This is a genomic window from Phycisphaerae bacterium (assembly GCA_017999985.1).
GTDB lineage: Bacteria > Planctomycetota > Phycisphaerae > UBA1845 > Fen-1342 > JAGNKU01.
The window spans coordinates 22,789-42,354 of record JAGNKU010000014.1; the positions used below are offsets into that span (position 1 = coordinate 22,789).

The following is a 19,566-nucleotide window of genomic DNA, read 5'->3' on the forward strand; positions in this document are numbered from 1 at the left end:
ACAGCGATGCGAATGATGCGACAGGGTGCTGGTCAGCCAGGCGCGGGGCGCGCGACAGGCCGCGCGCGGGCGGCGTTTACGTTGATCGAACTGCTCGTGGTGGTGGCGATCATCGCGCTGCTCATCTCGATCCTGCTGCCGGCGCTGGGCGGAGCGCGCAACCAGGCGCGCCTGGTCAAGTGCCTGGCAAACCTGCGCGCGACCGGCGAGGCGGCCATGGTGGTCGTGGCAGAGAACGGGCGTTTCCCGCTCGCGACCGACGAGATCGGGATCGCGGCGGCGGACCCGGGGCGCACGCGCTACGCATACTCCGAAGGGGAATTGCTGGCCTGGCCGGTCGCCGTGGCGCGCGGCGCGAGCATCCGCTACGGCACCAACTGGGACTGGGGCGTGCGGGCCACGTCGTACGCGGACGCGCTGGCGAGCCGCGATCGGATGGCGATCGACCTGCCGATGGTCACCTGTCCGGCGGACATGGTCGGGATTGCCACGCCGTACTACCCCGGCAACTGGAACGGCAGCGACGGGTTGAAGGGCGCCGGGGATCCGGCCCATCCGCGGCCGAGCGCGGCGAACATGTCGTACTGGGGGCGGCTGAGCTATGGGATCAACGAGGACGTGACCGGGGCGGAGGTGTGGTGGAGCAACGGTCCGGCCTGCTGGCGTGCCGGCAAGCTGCCGAGCGGCGACTGCGTGGATTGCTGGGGCGAATTTGGTTACCCGCCCATGCACCCATGCGGCAACGCGGACTACGGCAAGCGGCTGCGCGGGAATCTGGACAAAGTGTACCGGCCGGGCGACGTGGGGCTGCTCTTCGAGTGCGGGCCGGATGTCGAGAACGTGGAAGCGTCGGGCCGGGCGAACCTGGTACTCAGTGCCGGGCAGAACAACGGTCCGTATTTGAGCGATTTTCTGAACTGGACGTGGGAAACCCACGCGCCGCGCATGCCGAGCGTGCGCCATCAGAAGTGGGTGTCGAACGTGCTGTTCACGGATATGCATGGGGCGACGATCCGGCCGGGGCCCATCAACCCCACGACCGGGATGCCCAAGAGCTTCACGCCGCAAGTGCGGGTGTCGCCGTACCCGCCGGCGGAGTGCCCATAGCGCAGCGCGCGGCGCGGGAGCGGTTCCCGGCCGCGAAGGAGGATAGGTGAAGCGCGTCTGGTCGGGCGTGCCGACGGTCACGCGGCTTCCGGAAGGGTAAGGAGGGCATCCTGATGATGCTCGTGAATTGGCGTGTGGTGACGGTGGTGACGCTGCTGGCGTTCGCGTCGGTCGCGTCGGCGAACCTGGTGACGAACCCGGGATTCGAGGACGTGAATCCGGAAGGCAAGCCGGTCGGCTGGGACAACTGGGGCCTGACGTGGAGTGTGGACGCCACGCACGCGCAGGTCACGCAGCCCCCGATCGAGGGCAGCCGGATGGAGTTCATCATGGGGCCCTTCTGGGGGTTCCCCTATGCGAACTCCGGCATCGTCCAGACGATCCCGGCGGGCGTCGGTGAGACATTCACGCTCAGCGCCTACAGCTACGCGACCTCGCTGATGCCGATGACCAACGGCGGGTTCGCGGTCGCCAAGATTGAGTTCTGGGACGCGACGCAGACGGTGATCGGCTTCAATGAAGTGATCATCGGCAACGAGAGCACGGTCCAGGACCAGTGGCAGCTCTACACGGTCAGCGCCGTGGCGCCGGCGGGCACCGTTGCCGTGCGGCCGGTGTTCATGTTCCTGCAGGCGAATGGGAATGACAGCACGGGCGCGGTCTACGTGGACGCGGTGAACTTCGTGCCGGAGCCGGCCAGCCTGCTGTTGCTGGCGGCGCTGGCGGTGCTGCGGCGGCGCTAGGCGCCTGACGCGGCTGGGAGATGGTCCTGGGACGCGGCCGGTCGGAGGTCGCTGCCCCACGCTGGGAAGTTCTGCATGGCCGCCGCCAGGCGGCCACAGGACGGCTGTTACCCGTACGGAACTGCCAATGCCGTCTGGCAGAGCGTTGAATCTGACGACTCTGGTGCGCGCCGCGGCCAGTTTGTGCGTGCTGGCCGCGGGTGCGTCCCGCGCGAGCGCGGCGTTGCTGAATCCCGGCTTCGAGCAGGGCAGCACGCTCATCTCGTGGAGCACATTCAACAACGTGAGCTCGAACGTCGCGGTCGCGACGACCACGCCGCACGGCGGCACCCGTGTCTGCAAGGTCTCCGGCGGGTACAACGGCAACCCGAACTGGTCGGGCCTGTACCAGAACCTGCCCGCGTTCGCGGGACAGATCTGGGAAGCGGGGGCGTGGGTGCGGCACAACACGGGCAACGCGCTGACGGGAACGGGCAACAGCCTGCGGATGAAGATCGAGTTCTATCGGGTCGCGGGCGGGCAGCATGGCGGCGCCGCTTTCCTGGACGAAACGGAGCTCGTGTCGCTGGACGGCAGCACGGTGCGGGACGTGTGGCTGCAACGGACCGTGCAGGCCGTGGCGCCGGCGGAGACGGTCGAGGCGCGGATCGCATTTGTGTTCATGCAGAGCGGCAACGCGCCGGGCGCGGCGCTGATCGACGATGTGACGTTTGCGACGGTCGCCGGCCCGCAGACGGACTGGACGCTGATCTGGCAGGATGAATTCGACGGATCCACTGTCGACACGACGAAATGGCGCGTGGAAAACCTGCATCTGAACAAGAACAACGAGCTCCAGTACTACGCCCCGGACGAGGTGTACATTCAAAGCGGCGAGCTGGTGCTGCGCAGCCGCCAGCGGTACTACTGCGGGTACGACGACGACGGTCATTGGGGCTGCTATAACTACACGTCGGGTTTGGTCGAGACGCGCGACCGCTTCGCGACGGGCTACGGACGGATCGAGGTGCGAGCGAAGCTGCCGTCAACGAAAGGGATCTGGCCGGCGCACTGGATGATGCCGGACGCCGGAGGCTGGCCGCCCGAGATCGACATCATGGAGCTGCTCGGCCACGAGCCGACACGCGTGTACATGAGCCACCATTGGGGGACGTGGCCGGACGTGCAGACGGACACGGGCAGCTATGTAGGGCCGGATTTCTCCCAGGATTATCACGTCTTCGCAGTGGAGTGGTTCCCGGACCGGCTGGACTGGTACGTGGATGATCTGCTCTGCTACCGCAGCACGATCGCCGTTCCACAGGAGCCGTTCTACATCATCCTGAACACGGCGGTGGGCGGGAACTGGCCGGGCAACCCGGACGGCACGACGGTCTTCCCGCAGCATCACCGCATCGATTATGTGCGGGTCTATGTGCCCGCGGACCCCGGGCAGGCGACGGTGGCGGTGGCCGATGGTACGTCTGCGAGCGCGACGGCCGATGGAAGCGTGGAGCCGGACGAGTACGTCGGGGCCGTGAACGGGATTAACGCGGGCCTGGGCGATCGGATCGGGGAGAATTCGGTTTTCCACATTGACTCGCGTGCTGACGGTCGGCTGAATCTGGCGTTCGAGGCGGCCAATGCGTGGCCGACGGATGGCGCGACCGGCGTCGTGGTGTATGTCGATTCGCGCGCGGGCGGCTGGGCGGCGACGGCGGATCTGCACGATGTCGGCACGCTGGCGCGGCGGCTGGTGTCCGGGCGGGGGTTGAATGGGGCGCGCGCGGACCTGTACTTCGCGCCGGGCTTCCGGCCGGACTACGCCATCTGCTTCGAGCCCAACCAGGTTTCGATCTTTGAGCTGCACGCGACGACGCACACGCTGGTGAACGGGGCGCTGCTGGGGGCGGAAATCGACCTGCTGGGCGGCGCGGATGTGCGATATCGCATCGACGATGGCGGCCAAGGTGGGCGAATACGCGAATTCGAGGCTCGGCTGGCACACTTTGCGGTGCCGCAGGGCGGGAGCTTCCGGCTCATCGCGACGCTGCTCAATGGCGACACGGCGTTCCGGGCGAACGAGTTCGTCGGCGTCGCGCCGGGCAATGCGTGGGACGGGTATTACAACCCGGGCCAGACGCCGGTGTTGCTGAAGACGGGTGATTTCCTGGAGTTCGAATCGGCGGCGCGCTACGGCGATGCCGACGGCGACGGGGATGTGGATGCCGCGGACATCGCGGTGTTTGTGGAGTGTCTCGGCGGCCCCGGGGCGATGCCGGCTCCGCCGGCGCCGCTCGACGCGGACAGTTGTCTGAACAGCTTCGACGTGGACAGCGATGGCGACAGTGATCTCGCGGACTATGCGGCCCTGCAGCCGGAAGCAGGCAGTCCGCCTGGAGATTGATCCAGCGTGGCCGGGATCGGATCGGCAGCGCAGCGAGAGTTGGGACAAGAACCGCCCGGCGGATTAGCGCGGGCAGGCAAGACAGGAGTGGTGAACATGGCAGCTCATCGGCACTGGGCAAGCTGGCTGGCGGTAGTCGCCGTGGCGGTGTGCAGCGCGTCCGTTTCGGCGGACGTCATCAACGAGAACTTCAACACGGTGACCGGTACGGGCGGCGGGCCGATCCTGGTCGGATCGGGCTTCAACTGGGTGAACAACTGGGACGACGGCATCACCGGCGAGTTTGGCTTTGCCGGCACGACCGGCTTCGCGCGGGTGGGAGCGGCGTCAGCGTACGGCGCCCCGAATGGCGGCGTGAACGGCACGGGTGCGGGCATCCTCGACGTGACGGGCCTGACATACAACATGGTCGAAGAACCGTTCGACATGGTCACCGGCACGGGCGGCGGCCTGTTCCTGGTGGGCGACGGCACGGCGAACAAGACGGGCTACACGACGAACTGGGATAACGGAATTTACGGCGAGGCGGCGTTTGCCGGCACAAGCGACGGGGCGGTGATCGGGGTCAACGGCGGTGCGGTCGCGCAGGGGGTGGTCGGCGGCGGGGTGAGCAGCGGCGGTGGTCAGATCAGCATGAGCAAGGTGACGGTCGGCGCGGGGCACTGGTATGCCGGCCTGCAGTGGGACCTGGGTGCGATCCCGGGCGCGGCGCCGCTGTACAACCCGAACTTCGACGAAGACGGGATGGCGTACTGGAACCCGTGGGGCAATGCGCTGGTGGTCCCGGACTATGACGTGCCGACGACGGCCCATTCCGGCACGCACCTGCTGAAGATGTGGGGCAACTTCACCGGCGGCTACAACAACTCGGGCAACTACCAGATTCTGCCGGCGCAGCCCGGGCAGGTCTGGCAACTCAGCGCGTTCACGCAGCACGTCTCGACGGATTCGCTCGTCGGGACGGAGAACCACGTGGACATGGCGATCGAGTTCTGGGACGCGACGAGCATGCTGGACTCGACGGTGACGACGATCCTGAACTCGGCGTCGGCGACCAACACCTGGCTGGCGGCCGGACCGATCCAGCTCACGGCCCCAGCGGGCACGACCAGCGTGCGCGTGGTGTTCCTGTTCGTGCAGGAGGATGGCGCGGACGCGGGGGCGGGCCTGGTGGACACGGTGACCTTCAAGATCATCGGCGGCCCGAGCGGTGTGGACCTGGCCGCGCACGCGCTGACCGCGAACGTCCGCGGGACGGCGAACACGGCGGACGGGCAGGTGCTCGGGCACTACCAGTTGCGGCTGGAAGACTCGGACGGTGATCGCCTGTACTTCTCGGGGATGGCGAACGGCAACTGGCAGAGCATCGGCGGCGCGTTGAATACGGCGACGGAGGCCAATGTCAACGGCGTGCCGGCGAGCGGCGTGTTTAATGTGCATTCGCCGTGGTTCCGCGTGGTCGTCGCGTTTGACGACGATATCACGCCACGCTGGGGCACGGGTGGGACGCTGGACGTGGACAACCTGCTGCTGACGAACAGCAACTCGGCCGGCAGCAACTGGTATGCGGGCCTGCACTGGAGCGATTTGCTGATCCCGGAGGCGGACCTCGGCACGCTGCGGCTGAATGCCGATGTGCTGGGCAACGTCCCGGGCGGCGCGTACCAGTTGCGGATCGAGGCCAAGGTCGACGTCAGCGCGGGGATCAACGAGGCGTTCTCTTCGGTGACGGGTGACTGCGGCGCCGGTGGCGACTGCGTCTTCCTCGATCCCAACGACGTCAGTGCCGGTACCACATACGGCTTCACCACCGACTGGGACAGCGGGATCAGCGGCGAAGGCGCGTACGGCGGTGTCTATGGCGGCACGACCGTCTGGACCGGCGGCGGCTTCTCGGCCCGGGGCCTGACGACGGGCGGCCAGACCGGCGCATGCGGCGAAATCCGCGTGGAGAACATCGTGCTGGGACCCACCGGCTCCGGCTGGTATGCCGGGCTGGACTGGAGCAACCAGGCGCTGGCCTCGACGGACCTCAGCCAGGTGATCCTCCAGGCGCACATCAAGGGCTCGACGGCGTCCGGTGGCACGCTCGGCAAGTATGAGCTGCGGATCGAAGACGCCGAGGGCGATCGCATGTACTGGCAGGTGACGGCGAACAACACCTGGCAACTCGTCGGCGGCGCGCTGAGCACCGCGACGGAAGGGCCGGCGCTGGATGGCGGCGGTGACGGCGTATTCGACCTGGATTCGTCGTCCTACGCGGTGGTCGTGTCGTTCATCGACGAGGCCACGTCCTGGCGCTGGGGCGGCGTGCTGCGCGTCGACAACCTGTTCCTGACGCCGGCGGTGACGCAGCAGGAACTGGGGCGCCTGACGTTCCATGAGACCGCCACCGGCAACTGGCAGACGGCCGGCGGGTTGCTGTCCGAGGCGGAATCCACCTTCCAGAACGTGGACGAGAATTTCAACACGGTCACCGGCACCGGCGGCGGCGAATTCTGGGCCTCGGGCGGCAGCGTGACCTTCGGCGGGCAGCCGTGGGATGACGGGATCGAAGGCGAAGAGACCTTCGCGGGCACCTGGGGCAGCGGTACGCTCGGCACGGAAAGCGCGTACGGGTGCACCAGTTGCGGCGTGGGTGGCACCGGTGCCGGCGTCGTGAGTGTGACGGGCGGCGCCGGCGGTGGCAGCGGCGGCTGGTGGGCCGGCCTGACCTGGCTGGTGACACCGCCGGACTGGAGCGACCTCAGCCAGGTATTCTGCACGGCAAAGATCAAGGCGAGCAAGCTGGCGCCGTTCATGCTGCGGGTCGAGGACACGACGTATGGTGCGGCGAACCCGGTGTGGCTCGGGTTTACGCATACGCCGACGACGCTCGGCTTTGAGACGGTGGGCGGTCCGCTGTCGCAGGCGGTGCTGGGTTGCCCGAGCGGTTCGTGCCCGCCGTTCAACTTCAACGCGAGCACGTACCACGTGACGCTGGTGATGTCCGGCAGCACGTGGGACACGGCCTGGGGCGGCGCGGGCAGCCTGACCATCGACGACCTGTTCTTCACGGGCATCGGGTTTTTTGACGCCGACTCGTACACCGTCACGCTCGCGTTCGACGACGAGGTGGCGACGTGGGGTGACGCCGGCCAGCTCAGGATCGACAACCTGGTGCTCGGTGCTGCGCCGACGAGTTGCGCGGGCGACCTCAACTGCGACGGCCAAGTGAGCTTCGCGGACATCAATGCGTTCGTGTTGTACCTGTCGAATTACCCGGTGTGGCAGACGACGTACGCCGGTTGCGAACCGTTGAACGGCGATATCAACGGCGACGGCACGTATCCGTCGTTCGGCGACATCAACGCGTTCGTGACGCTGCTGAGCACGAATCCGCTGCCGATTATGTGCCCGTAGCCGACGCGTCGGCTTCATGACGAAGTGCATCGCAGCCCGGTGGTTCCGGATGAAAGTCCGCAGCCGCCGGGCTGCGGGCGTTGTTTCGCGGCGCTGCTACGACAGCAGCAGGGCGAGGTCGTCCCGAGTCAGGTTGCGGACGAGGCTGTTGTCAGCGGTGATGAGGGCGGCGGCGAGTTCGCGCTTCTGCTCCTGGAGCTCAAGGATGTGGGACTCCACGGTGTCGCGGGCGATGAGCCGGTAAGCGACGACCTTCTTCGTCTGACCGATGCGATGTGTGCGGTCGATGGCCTGCGCCTCGACGGCTGGATTCCACCAGGGGTCGAGAATGAACACATAATCAGCGGCGGTCAGGTTCAGCCCGGTCCCGCCGGCCTTCAGGCTGATGAGGAACAGCGGGCAGGCAGGGTCGGATTGGAAGCGGTCCACGCAGACGGCCCGGCTGCGCGTCGCGCCGTCAAGGTACTCGTACGCCCAGCCGCGCCGATCCAGGACCTCACGGAGCAGGGCCAGCAGGCTTGTGAACTGCGAGAAAATCAGGGTCTTGTGCCCCTCGGCGATGAGTTCGGCGAGCATCGGCAGGAGGGCCTCCAGTTTCGCCGACTCGGCCGCTTTCCGCGCGGGATCCAGCAGCGCCGGGTGGCAGGCGACCTGCCGCAGGCGCAGGAGTGCCTCGAGCACGTGCATCGTATTGCGGGCGACGCCGGTCTTCTCGACGCGGGCCAGCAGCGCGGCGCGGTAGTGGTCGCGCAGCTCGTTGTAGTATTTGCGCTGCTGCGCGCCCAGCTCGCAGTCGATGGTTTGTTCGCTGCGTGGCGGGAGTTCCCGGGCGACCTGGTCCTTGGTGCGCCGCAGCAAGAACGGTCGCACAGCGCGCTGGAGCAGGGCCAGCATCTGCGGATCGCGCTCCACGCCACGCCGTATGCCAAGGGCGTCGCGGAAGGCGCGCGCGGTGCCGAGCATGCCGGGATTGAGAAACTCGAACAGCGACCAGAGATCGCCGAGGTCGTTCTCCACGGGGGTGCCGGTCATGACCAGGCGGTGGCGGGCGCGCAGGACGCGGGCGGCCTTGGCACTCAGAGAGTTGGGATTCTTGACGGCCTGGGCTTCGTCGAGGACGACGTAGTTGAATTCCACAGTGCTGAGAAACTCGATGTCGCGGCGCAACGTGCCGTAAGTGGAGAGCACGAGGTCGCAGTCGGGCAGGGCCTCCCGCCGGGTGTGGCGCACTAGGCCGGTGTAATCCAGGACGCGCAGGTCAGGGGCGAAGCGCTCGGCCTCGCGGGCCCAATTGAAGATCACTGAGCGCGGCGCGACGACCAGTGTCGGACCGGAATCGCCGGCGTGGCGCCGCGCGACGATCAGAGCCAGCAGTTGGATGGTCTTGCCCAGGCCCATGTCGTCGGCGAGGCAGCCGCCCCACTCGAACTCATGCAGGAATTGCAGCCAGCCGAGGCCCTCGCGCTGATAGGCGCGCAGCGTGCCGTTGAAGCCGGGGGGCTCCGGGTGGGCTTGGATCCCGGTGAAGCTCGGCAACCGCGCGCGGGCTGCGCTGAGCGCCGCGTCGCACTGGGCCTCGGGCAGCGCCGCGAGCAGGGCGTCGATCAGACCCAGCTGCGTCTTGGCGAAACGCACGCCCTCGCTGCGCACGTCCGCGAGTGCCAGCCAACGTTCGTGCCGGGCAAGCCAGTCTTCCGGCAGTACGCCGAGCGAGCCGTCGTCGAGGCGCACGAACTTCTCGCCGCGCCGGGCCGCGGCGAGCAGGGCCGGTAGCTCGGCGGTCTGCCCGTCGAAGTCGAGCTGGCCGTGCAGATCGAACCAGTCAATGCCGGAACTGATGCTCAACTGGAACTTGCCCGGGCGGCGGTAGCGGGCGGCGTTGCCAGTGACCTGCCAACCCTCGCCCACGAGCGTGATGACCAAGGCGGTGAGTCGTTTGCGCGGCACAAAGAGCCCGTAGTAGTCGTCCTGACGGCCGCCGAGGTCGAAGAAACGCTGCAAGTAGCGCTGTTCGGCATTGCTCTGGCGGCGGATGAGGCGTCGGCCGTCGGGGTCGGTGATCTGCCCGCCGCCATCGCCCGGCGCAGCCACCACGTTGTCGTAGCGGAAGCGGAGTTCGGCGGCGGCGGGCTCGCTCTGCCAGCGCTTCTGCCGCTCGTCGATCTGCAGGCGAAGCTCGGGCACAGGCGCGAGGTCATCGATCTGTGTGATGTTCCATTCTGGCGGCCACTCGATCGGCGGGACGGCGGGCAGGCGCGCCAGTTCGGCGAGAAGCGTGGGCAGTTCCGTCGACTTGAAGTGAATGGCGTCGCAGCGTGCCAGCTGCGAAAGCCAGGATTCGCAATGATGCGCGTGAGTGCGGGTGATGACCTGCCCGCGGATGAGCAGCGCGGGCTCGCCTGGAATGAGGCCGGTGAGCGAGTCCAAAGCGCACCGCTCCGTGCCGCGGCGCAGTTGCGGAGTCAGGCGGTACTTGTCGCGGCGGCTCGTGGAGACAAACGCCACGGCCAGCTCCCAGGGCTCGCCAGGTTCCCATGTGAGCGGGACCAGCTCGTTTGGTGCCGGTCCGCGGAGCCGCAGCCGATCCGAGCGCATCAGGAGCGGGAGCAATTCGTCGTAGAGCGCGGCCGGTATGCGCCACTGCGATTCACTGCCGTACGATGTGTACCGGTAGTTGTCGTAGAATGAGCCGTATGCGCCGGGCGTGCCGGCGCCGATCAGCATCAGGCAGATCGTGCGGTCGATCGGGCTGGGGATGCGCAGGATGTCGAGTGGCGTGAGTGTCAGTTTCTTGACGGCGCCGAGTTGGCCGGACTTGAGCCGCTGCTGCTGCGAGATGCTCAGGACGAGCGAACCCGCGGCCAGGCTGGCGGCCGGTTCAACCACATAGAGCGGTTCAAGGGGGGTCGGGTCGCGGAATGGAGCGGAGGGCACCAGACGGTCTGGACTGCCCAGCGCACGCAGCTCGCGGACCCAGTTGGGCGGGCGTTTCGGCTTGGGTGCAGCCGCGGCCGGCTGTGGTTGGCGGAAATCCGGTGGAACCAATCGCAGGCCGCGCACCTGGGCCGGTGTTGCAATATCGTTGCCCGGGTACGCCGCGGATTCGGCCTCGCCGGCATCCCACGTTTCCAGCCACCCGCCCTCGAGCAAATCCACCATGATGTGCTTCGGCAGCCGACCGAGGGCCGCGAAAGAGGGGTCGGCCTCGGTCGCGAGCAGCGTGGCCCAGATGTGTTTACAGGGTTCGCCGGACCCATCCACGTATGGGCAGTCGCAATCGACCAGCACCGACCCCGTTGAGCTCGACAAGTAGATTTCGAGCGTGACATTGTAGGTCTGGCCGCCGTGGACCTTGGCTGTGACCCGGCCGTCTGGCTGAACGCGCAAACGGCGAACGGCACCGCGCTGGAAGTACTCGAGGCCGCGTGCGCGTACGCGGGCGTCGAATGATGCTGTAATGCGTCGCGTCAGTTCGCCCATGCGGCAGCCTGCGAGACCCCGCGGCTCTTCCACAGCCTGCATGGTAATTGCCCGCCGAGACGGCGCCAAACGACGGCGCGTCGCGTGGTGGGCGCGGCAGCGGAGTCCGCGGGTTGGCGATTACCCCGGGAAGTTCGTCTGGAGTGCGGCGAGGTCGTGCACGTCGACGTCCGTGTCGCCCTCCGTGTCCGCGGCGGCGCAGTCGGGCGCGGCGGGCACGCTCGGCCCGGTCAGACAGTTGATCAGTACGGCGTAAGCGCTGGGAGCGTAGTGGAAGTCCGCGATCACGACTTCGGCGTCCTGACCGTCGAGCGGGCCGGCGGGGTTATTGAGCCAGAGGTTCATCCGCACGGTCTCGCCGTCCGGCACCGGAATATCGCCGCCGGTGTAGCACCAGCGCTGGATGACGTCTTCTTCTGCGGGGACGAGTGCGAAATCGCCGTAGTAGCTGGCGAAGCTGATGCGGTCGGGTTGCCAGTCGAACGTGTGCGTGGTGCGCTGGGTGGGGCCGACACAGTCCACCTCGAAGCGATAGAGATTGCCCGGCTGGTCCCACGGCTGAACGACGTACTGCGCATTGACCTTCGCGGGATCGCCCCAGCGACTGAACTCGACGTCGATTTCCTGGTCCTGCCCGGGCAACGCCGCAGCGGCGTACGTGTCCCAGGTGAACAGACCCAGCACGATCCGCGGGTCGAGCTCCGCGACGCACGTGTCGATCGTAAATACATACAAGCCGTAGCCGGGGGAATCGTGCCCGACCACCTCGCTGCATAGCCAGCGCCCATCACGGTGGGCGATGCGCAGGTGCAATCCCTCGGGCGCGACCCAGACGATCTCAGGATCAGCCGAGAAGTAGTTCCAACCGGGGCCGACGTGGGCGGCGTGCTTCACGCTCCACGCGCGGCCGGCGAACGCGAGCGTGCGGGCCGGGGCCAGCCGGAGGTTGTCGATGTAGAGCGTGCCGTGGTTGGCCGGCAGATCTTCGAACAGCACGGCGTAGATGTGGTCGAGATCGGTGTAGGCGTCGTTGTTCGAATCGCGCAGGTCGCCGACGTACATCGAGATCGTGGTCCACGTGTTCAGGGCGGTCGGGGCCGGCCAGCCTTCGGACCAGCCGAAGACGTCGTCCCAGATGCCGAGTACTTGTGGCAATGCGCCGGGTGACGCAACGTAGACGTCGGCGCGAATCTCGGCCACGCCGGCGACGATGCCCGGCAGATCAAAGGTGTGGCCATCAGACCAGTCGTGCCGCACTTCAACCTTGTCGTCTTCATTGGCCCACTGCAGCTTGAGCAGGCAGGTGCCGGCGGTCGCGGCGGGATCGGTGGTGCCGCACAGCGGCCAGGTGGGAGTGAGCCCGGCGTCGGGTGAGGTCACCACAAGATGACCGACGTCCGCCTGTTCATAGCTGGCGAGCAACGTGTCGGCCGGTGCGCGGGCCGGGAGCAACGCCGCAGCGGCGAGGACCGTGCGCCAAGCTGTGCGGGCGCGGCGCGCAAGCGCTTTGAGCATGGCGTGGCTCCCAACGTACACCTGCCATTATACGGCTGGCCGAGACAAACTCGGCGCGCAAACAGAAGGGGTGGCCACCGGCGCGGCCACCCCACTCGGTCATCAGTTACATTACTGCCGCGTCTAGCGCCGGCGAATGAATAGGCTCGCCAGGCCGAGCAGCAGCAGCGAAGCCGGTTCCGGTACCAGCGTGCCTTCGATCTGCACGTTGTCGATGAAGGCCTCGGAGGTCGAGCCGGCGAACGCGGCGGAGTTCACGACGATCTCCACGAACGCCGCGTACGCATCGTTGGGATACGCGCCGAAGGCGGGAACGGTCAGCGGCCCGCGCGTGAAGTTCTGGTACACGCCGCCGCTCCCGCTGACGATCGTCGCGAAGCCGGAGTCGGCCACGTAGCCGCCGACGGCGTTGAGAATCCCGATGCGGTAGATCATGACGCCGCCGGGACCGGGGTTGAAGAGCGCGTCAAAGGACAGGCTGACCGTGGAGCCGGGCGCCAGGGACGCGAGCCCGACGTTGGCGATGCTGTTCTGCGTGATCGCCGCGCTCGAGGCCGGGCCGCCCGCATAGATATGATGGGCCCACGCACCGAACTCGGGATTGGTGCTGTCACGCTCCGAGAGCGAACCGGCACCCGCGCCTTCGTTCCACATGTCCGAGTCGGTGGGGCCACCGGGGCCGGCCACCTCGAAACCGCCATTGCCGACGATCAGAGCCGCCGACGCCGGAACGACCGCGAACGCGAACAGGGCCGCAACACAAGTGAAGATACCGAAGCTGCGCATGACTCTCCTCCTGACCGGATATCCATGGTCTTGCGGGATGAGTGGCACAGAACCGTTCCGCGCCTTTGCCCGCCAATGGGTCACCTTCATCGGCCGCCGCTCAGCAGCAGCACAAACGGGTTGATGTCGTCAAAGCCGAACGTGCCGTTCGTGTTGATGTCGCCGGCGTCCAGGTCGCAATCCGGGTACGTGGCCTGCCACAGTGTCGGGTTGGTGAGCGCCAGCACGAACGGATTGATGTCGCCAAAGCTGATGACGCCGTCGCAGTTCAGGTCGCCGACCAGCAGCGTCTGCTCCGCGGCCCCGCCGTTGAGCAGGCACACGTCATCGATCTCGATGTTCGAGATCGGGCCGTTGGTGCCGAGCAGCTCGAAGATCTGGCTGACCTGCCGCAGGTCCACGCCGGTGAAATCGCTCATGGGAATCTCGACCACGTGCCACTGTCCGTCGCGGACGAAGCCGTAGGGGTCTTGCCCGTTGGCGAACGTGATCCACTTCTGCCCGATGTGCTCGACGTTCCCGCTCTTCATGCCGATCTTGAAGGTCACGGTGGACGTGGTCTTCAGGGCGAAGTGCAGGCGGCTCTGCGGATAGCGGAACGCGGTCAGGTTGTGCTTGATGCGCGGCATGAACGCGGCCCCGAACCAGTTGAGCCCGGGCGTGCTCTGCAGTGACAGGCAGGTCGTGCCCTCGTACGGGTGCGGCGTCATGGCCTGCAGCGTGTTTTCCCAGATCCAGAAATCCTCGTCGACGCCGAGCACCGCCTCGCCCGCGGTCTTGTGGGCGGCGGTCTCGGTGTAAATGCCATAGTTGCCGTACTCGGGCGTGGGCCGCGGGACGCTAGGCGACCAGTAGACGTTGTCGACGTCGATATCGAACGCGCCGGGCTGGCCAATGCCGCGCAGCATGAAGGCCTGGCCGATCGTGTTGAAGTCGATGTTGCCGAAACGGTTGAGCGGAATCAGGACCTCGTGCCACTGCCCGTCGCGCACCAGGCCGAACTGCTCGCCGCCATTGACGAGGTTGAGCCAGCTTTCGCCAGCCGCCGAACTCTTGATGCCGATGCCGAGCGTCATCGTGCCGGTGGTCTTCATGTGCAGGTGCAGGTAGCCGTCGGAGTAGTCGCGCATGTTGCGGTCGTTGCGGCAGAAGACGCCGAGGCCGAACCAGTCGCCGGGGGCGACGTGGAAGCGCCAGGCGCTGTCGCCTTCGTACGGCGGCGCGGCGGCGATCGTGACGTTGTGCCACGCAAAGAGGTCGCAGTCCACGTCGTACTGGAGCGCGTTCTCCACCGGCGTTGTCTCGGTGAAGACGCCGAAGTTGCCCGACTCCGCGGTGTCGTCGCCGTAATAGAGCTCGGTGTAGCCGTTGTCGTACAGCCGGACCCAGTCCACGCTGTACGGCGCGGGGAAGGGGGCCGTGATCTGCGCGGGGTCGAGGATCTCGACGAAGTTGATGCCACCGACCGCGAGATTCAGCAGGATGAACATCGGGCGATGAAACTCTTCGAGCGAGTTTGGCTCGATCGCAGTGATGTCCATTGCCCAGTACGGCACACCATCCAGCGACGCGGTAAGCATCTGCGGCGTCCAGCTCAGCCTGTACGTGTGGTAGTCCAGGTTGAGATCGACGGGCGGCGTGATGTTGTTGCCGTAGGAGGCGTAGGAGCCGTTGTAGTCCCAATGGGCGGCGGCGTACACGCGGCGGTTCACGACGCCGTCGAGGATGGCCTGATGATGACCCATCTCGAGGATGTCGATTTCGCCGCACGCCGGCCAGGTGTGCTGCCCGATGTTCTGCCCCAGCAGCCAGAAGGCGGGCCACAGGCCGTTCTGCAGGTTGGGGATCTTGATGCGGGCCTCGAGCGTGCCGTAGCGGAAGGCGAAACGGCCGTGCGTCTTGAGCCGCGCGGACGTGAACTGCTTGCCTTCGTACGGCTCGCGCAGGCCCTGGATGACGAGGTGGCCGTCCGCGACCCACACGTTCTCGGGTCGGGCGGTGTAGAACTGGAGCTCCTGGTTGCCGAAACCGCTGCCGCCGACGTCGTAGGTCCAGGTGTTCAGGTCCAGCGCGGTACCGTCGAACTCGTCGGACCAGACCGGCGTCTGCGCCTGGCACAGCACAGCCGTGGCCACGGCCAGCAGAACGAACGCTACGCAGCATGTCTTGTTGCGGTGCATCGCTTCACGCCTCCATCGTCTCGGGCTCAGCGCCGCGGGTGGTCCACGCAGCCCTTCGCTTCGCGAACCGCTCGTCGTCTTTGCGAATCGGCCGTCGTTCCGTTGGGGGCCTGGGCTGCGGGCGACGGCGCGAACCGCCGCGCGTGCAGCGGCGCAGAACAATCACGGGCAGAGCGGCGCGGCGCCTGCAACAGTTGCATGAACTGTTTCATCGCGCCCAGCATACCGATATTCGCTCGCGTGTGTCAACGCATTCCGCGTTTCGCGTCGCGGCGGACTCACCATTTTGCGGGCGCGTCGAGGGTCGAGTTGGGTGCACGACCGATAGAATGGCTGGCGGCGCTGGGTTGAGCGCCGCCCGCCGCTGGCGGGAGTTATCGGACAGCGCGGCATCGCGGAGGACCGTTGTGCGACACTGGCGATGGGTAGCGGGGCTGTGCGTGGCGGCGGGGTGGCTCTTGGGCGGTTGTCCCACGACGGGCACGCCCGGCGCTACGACAGACGACCCCAACGTGGTGGCGGAAGACCCGAACGAGACCACGTTCGCGGACTGCTACCTCGTGACGGATGGCGACGCGCGCGAGGCGGAAGTTCTCCGGCTGGTGAACATCGAGCGCGCCGCGGTGGGCGCGCCGGCGCTGGAGTGGAGCGCTGCGCTTGCGGCCCAGGCGGAAGAGGCGTGCTGCGCGATGATCCACTACGGGTATTTCGCGCACGAGAACCCGGTCACAGGTTCGACGCCGGACGATCGCTTTGTCGCGTCGGGGTTCGCGGGGACGACGTATGGCGAGAACATCGCGGCGGGGCAGACGACGCCGCAGCGCGTGGTCGAAGCGTGGATGGATAGTCCCGGGCATCGCGCGAACATGCTCGATGCGAACTTCACGCACCTGGGTGTCGCGGTGCGCCTGGGTGGGGCGTACAACATCTACTGGGTGCAGTTCTTCGGGGGGTAAGCGAGGACGCGGGGCCCTGTCGCACTGTGGCTGTGGCGGGCCAGTAATCGTGGCAGGCCAATGAAATCAGCGGGGCTGCGGTGGCGGACCGGTCGGCGGCTTCACGGGCGCGGGGGTGAAATCAACCGTGCCGCTCGCGCGGTCCACGCCGACGCTGAAGTTGCGGTCGGCCCAGTTCGGCGAATCGGGCGGATCGAGCCATTGTGAATCGTTCTTGAGATCGCCCCAGTACGTGTCGTCGCCGCCGATATCGAGGAAGAGGGCCAGCGAGGTTGTTTCCGCGAAATACGTCGATACGCCGTCGCGGGCGCGGAAGCCTTCCGCGTTCATCGCGAATCCGGGTTGAAGACCGGCTTTTTCCTTTTCGCGGCGGGCGACGTCCACCTCGTAGCGGTCGCGGCCGGCGAGGTCCATTACCATGGAGATACTGCGGTTGATCGAGTACGAGAGCCCGCTGCCGTCCACGTGATAGAGGTCGTCGCCGGCGATGTCGAGCAGCAGGCCGATGCTGAAGTCGTGAGCCCAGGCGAGGCTGCTGTGCGAGTTCTCCTCCGCCAGGTGCTGGTCGTTGCCGGCCTCGTCGATGCAGACGCCGATGCAGAAATGCGCACCCGTGCCCTGCGAGTAGACGCAGCCGTGGTACTGGTCGTCGCCGGCGCGATCGTGAAGGATGCCAATGCCGAACCAGTAGCCGGTGCCCATGGACCAGTTGCCGGCGGTGTAGGTGTCGCTGCCTTCACCGTCGAGGAGGGCGCCGAGGCCGCCGGCCCAGGAGTGGCCGTCGCTGCCGTCGCCGCGCCGGCCCATGCCGCAGCCTTGGACGTTGGAGACGCCGACGTCGAGGCCGGGCGAGTGGTACGAGGGGCGACCGGTGACGCTGTGCTTGCGCTCGGCGGTGTACGTGTCGTCGCCGCTGCGGTCCGCTAGCACGCCGACGCCGGCGACGCCACCGAGGCCCTGGCCGTCGCACTCGATGTTGTAGTGATCATGCCCGAACGTGTCGAAGAGCAGTCCGATGCCGAAGTAGCCGCAGCCCTGGGCGCTACACTTTGCGTGATAGACATCGTTGCCGTTCAGGTCCACAAGCAAGCCCATTCCGAATTGCCCGACCCCCTGCGCATAGCGTCCGCCGGCGTATACGTCATCGCCGCTCACGTCCATGAGGATACCCACGCCGCAGAGCCCGGCGCCCTGGCGCGGCGCATCCGGATAGTAGCGCTGGCGCGTCGAGGAGGCGATCGGTCCATATTCGTCGTCACCCATGACATCGAGCAGGACGCTGATGGAGTGCGTGGGTGATGTCGCAGCGACGGCGCCGACGTACTCGCAGTTGCCACCTAGGTCGACAATCAGCAGACTGTCGGTGCCGTCGATCTCGAAGCCCCCGGCAGGAAGCCATCCCACTGGACGGGTGTGGGGCGATGGCAAGCAGCCGCGCAAGCGAATCCAGCCCCAAGGCGTTTCCCAGTCGAAGGCAAAGTCGCCCAACTCCATGAGTGGTAGCGCCGTGAGCCGAATGCTTGCGAGGTCGAGCGCATCAACGGCTTTCTGGGCGGCGTACCACATGGATGCCTCGTCCCACGTGCGGGCGACGTCGTCGAACTCTGGGCAATAGTCGACCGCGTCGATCATTTCTTCGCCGATGTTGAATCGTGTGGCGACGACTTGGCGGTCGTGGGGATCGACTTTGCGGAAGGCCAGCTCGGCCCAGCGATGGGCTTCGATCAGGTTCAGGACAAGCTGGCCGAGGATCGGGCTCACTTCCGCGGGCACCGTCTTGACGGCTTCGCGCAGGTGGTCGGCGATGCGCGGGTAGGGCAGCTCCATGCCGAACGTGAAGCCCCGCGTGTCGCGGCGTTCGAGCTCGTAGATCTTCAGAATGGCCTCTTCGAGTGGGACCTCGGGGGCGATCGTATTGGCCGAGTAGCCGCGGAAACCGCCGAATTTGGGGTCGATACCCAGACGCTGCACGGCCTGGAACAGGCTGCCGCCGAGCGTGCGGTTGCCGGTGTTCGTCGCACTCTTGTTCAGCTCCGCTGGATCGAGCTTCGTCCACGCCGCCTCAGCGAGGCTGCGAGCGTAGGTGATGCTGTCGAGCGGTTCGGCGAAGAGGGCGTCAAACGCGCGCAGCTTGTACTCGGCGGTTGGCCAGCGCGGCCACCACGCCTTCGGCGTCCAGCCGAGATCATCACGCCGCAGGCCCACGAATGCGAGCGTCTCATCGAGGGCGTCGGGTGGTTGGGCCAGGGACGGCAGGCTGCCGAGCAGGGCGGCGAGCAAGGCCATGCGGATCGTCATCGGCGGTTCTCCCAGATGCCGGCTGCGCGGTGCGCGCGAAAAGCGCCAAGTGGAACGACGGCCGGCGTGGTGTACCCCTGCGTGGCAGCACCTGTCAACGCGGCGGCGAAACGCAGCGAGCCGGGCCCGCGTACGCGGACCCGGCTCGCATGAAGTCACACGACGATCTCCGCGGTATGCGGAGCGTCATTCAACGGACATCAGGCGGCGCGCTTGCAGCCCGCCTGCTTGCCGGGGCACTGGCCTTGGCACTTCTCGGCACACTTGGCCGGGCACTGGCCCTGGCACTTCTCGGCGCACTTGCCGGCGCACTGCTGCTGGCACTGGTCGCCGCACTTGCCCTGGCATTTGCCTTGGCACTGCCCGTCGCATTTGCCCTGGCACTTGCAGTTCTCACAGCACTGGCCCTGGCACTGCCCGCCGCACCCACAGGGGCATCCGTTGCTCTTGGCGGCGTTGGCGGCCGCGCCGGAGCAGCCCGGGGCGCACTTGCTGATGTCACGGCAGATGCAGCCATGCCCATCGGCACTGCGATCGCCGCAGATACACTTGTCGACGGTCGGCGCCGCGTCCTGCACGGCCACCGGTGTCGGCTGGTTGATGGGGCTGGACCCGAGCCACTGCGGCCCAAGCGCCAGCGCGGTGGCCACGCAGCCAACCGCGACCATTACCAATACAACGTTCTTGTTCATGAGACTCTCCTTCGAATTCGT

11 protein-coding genes are annotated in these 19,566 nt (G+C 67.0%); 5 read left to right on the forward strand and 6 right to left on the reverse strand.

All coding sequences use genetic code 11. From position 1 onward, the window contains the following. The first annotated feature begins 15 nt into the window (after positions 1-15). The 4 genes from KA383_16460 to KA383_16475 all read left to right on the forward strand — a co-directional run bounded on the left by KA383_16460 (position 16) and on the right by KA383_16475 (position 7,638). Positions 16-1,107 carry a prepilin-type N-terminal cleavage/methylation domain-containing protein gene (locus tag KA383_16460; protein MBP7747710.1) on the forward strand — a complete coding sequence of 364 codons (1,092 nt, stop codon included), beginning with the start codon at positions 16-18 and terminating at the stop codon, positions 1,105-1,107. Positions 1,108-1,220: 113 nt separating this feature from the next. After that, entirely contained in the window at positions 1,221-1,850 is a 630-nt protein-coding gene (locus KA383_16465; GenBank protein MBP7747711.1) for a hypothetical protein, read from the forward strand. A 127-nt stretch (positions 1,851-1,977) separates the two neighbouring features. Beyond that, positions 1,978-4,236, forward strand: coding sequence for a family 16 glycosylhydrolase (locus tag KA383_16470; protein MBP7747712.1), 2,259 nt, complete (start codon positions 1,978-1,980; stop codon positions 4,234-4,236). Between the two features lie 96 nt (positions 4,237-4,332). Beyond that, positions 4,333-7,638 carry a hypothetical protein gene (locus tag KA383_16475; protein ID MBP7747713.1) on the forward strand — a complete coding sequence of 1,102 codons (3,306 nt, stop codon included), beginning with the start codon at positions 4,333-4,335 and terminating at the stop codon, positions 7,636-7,638. 96 nt (positions 7,639-7,734) lie between these two features. Here the strand turns inward: KA383_16475 and KA383_16480 are convergent, their stop codons facing one another. The 4 genes from KA383_16480 to KA383_16495 all read right to left on the reverse strand — a co-directional run bounded on the left by KA383_16480 (position 7,735) and on the right by KA383_16495 (position 15,599). Next, a complete protein-coding gene (locus KA383_16480; protein MBP7747714.1) occupies positions 7,735-11,025 on the reverse strand; it encodes a DEAD/DEAH box helicase in 3,291 nt (1,096 codons plus the stop codon). Positions 11,026-11,238: 213 nt separating this feature from the next. Continuing rightward, positions 11,239-12,633, reverse strand: coding sequence for a hypothetical protein (locus tag KA383_16485; protein MBP7747715.1), 1,395 nt, complete (start codon positions 12,631-12,633; stop codon positions 11,239-11,241). A gap of 123 nt (positions 12,634-12,756) precedes the next feature. Continuing rightward, the gene (locus tag KA383_16490; protein MBP7747716.1) at positions 12,757-13,419 is read right to left on the reverse strand and encodes a PEP-CTERM sorting domain-containing protein; all 663 of its coding nucleotides are present in this window, start codon (positions 13,417-13,419) and stop codon (positions 12,757-12,759) included. Between the two features lie 86 nt (positions 13,420-13,505). Beyond that, positions 13,506-15,599, reverse strand: a complete 2,094-nt coding sequence (locus KA383_16495; protein ID MBP7747717.1) for a family 16 glycosylhydrolase — start codon at positions 15,597-15,599, stop codon at positions 13,506-13,508. A gap of 407 nt (positions 15,600-16,006) precedes the next feature. Between KA383_16495 and KA383_16500 the strand changes: the two genes are divergently transcribed. Beyond that, positions 16,007-16,555, forward strand: coding sequence for a hypothetical protein (locus KA383_16500; protein MBP7747718.1), 549 nt, complete (start codon positions 16,007-16,009; stop codon positions 16,553-16,555). Positions 16,556-16,621: 66 nt separating this feature from the next. On the opposite strand, the gene KA383_16505 is transcribed toward KA383_16500, so the two are convergent. Next, entirely contained in the window at positions 16,622-18,853 is a 2,232-nt protein-coding gene (locus KA383_16505) for a hypothetical protein (protein MBP7747719.1), read from the reverse strand. Positions 18,854-19,053: 200 nt separating this feature from the next. Further along, a complete protein-coding gene (locus tag KA383_16510) occupies positions 19,054-19,545 on the reverse strand; it encodes a hypothetical protein (protein ID MBP7747720.1) in 492 nt (163 codons plus the stop codon). Positions 19,546-19,566 lie beyond the last annotated feature (21 nt).

Bases quoted from the DNA above. Each gene is read 5' to 3' on its own strand.
- KA383_16460 (MBP7747710.1), top strand. From the start codon at position 16: ATGCGACAGGGTGCTGGTCAGCCAGGCGCGGGGCGCGCGACAGGCCGC.
- KA383_16465 (MBP7747711.1), top strand. From the start codon at position 1,221: ATGATGCTCGTGAATTGGCGTGTGGTGACGGTGGTGACGCTGCTGGCG.
- KA383_16470 (MBP7747712.1), top strand. From the start codon at position 1,978: ATGCCGTCTGGCAGAGCGTTGAATCTGACGACTCTGGTGCGCGCCGCG.
- KA383_16475 (MBP7747713.1), top strand. From the start codon at position 4,333: ATGGCAGCTCATCGGCACTGGGCAAGCTGGCTGGCGGTAGTCGCCGTG.
- KA383_16485 (MBP7747715.1), bottom strand. From the start codon at position 12,633: ATGCTCAAAGCGCTTGCGCGCCGCGCCCGCACAGCTTGGCGCACGGTC.
- KA383_16490 (MBP7747716.1), bottom strand. From the start codon at position 13,419: ATGCGCAGCTTCGGTATCTTCACTTGTGTTGCGGCCCTGTTCGCGTTC.
- KA383_16495 (MBP7747717.1), bottom strand. From the start codon at position 15,599: ATGCACCGCAACAAGACATGCTGCGTAGCGTTCGTTCTGCTGGCCGTG.
- KA383_16505 (MBP7747719.1), bottom strand. From the start codon at position 18,853: ATGACGATCCGCATGGCCTTGCTCGCCGCCCTGCTCGGCAGCCTGCCG.
- KA383_16510 (MBP7747720.1), bottom strand. From the start codon at position 19,545: ATGAACAAGAACGTTGTATTGGTAATGGTCGCGGTTGGCTGCGTGGCC.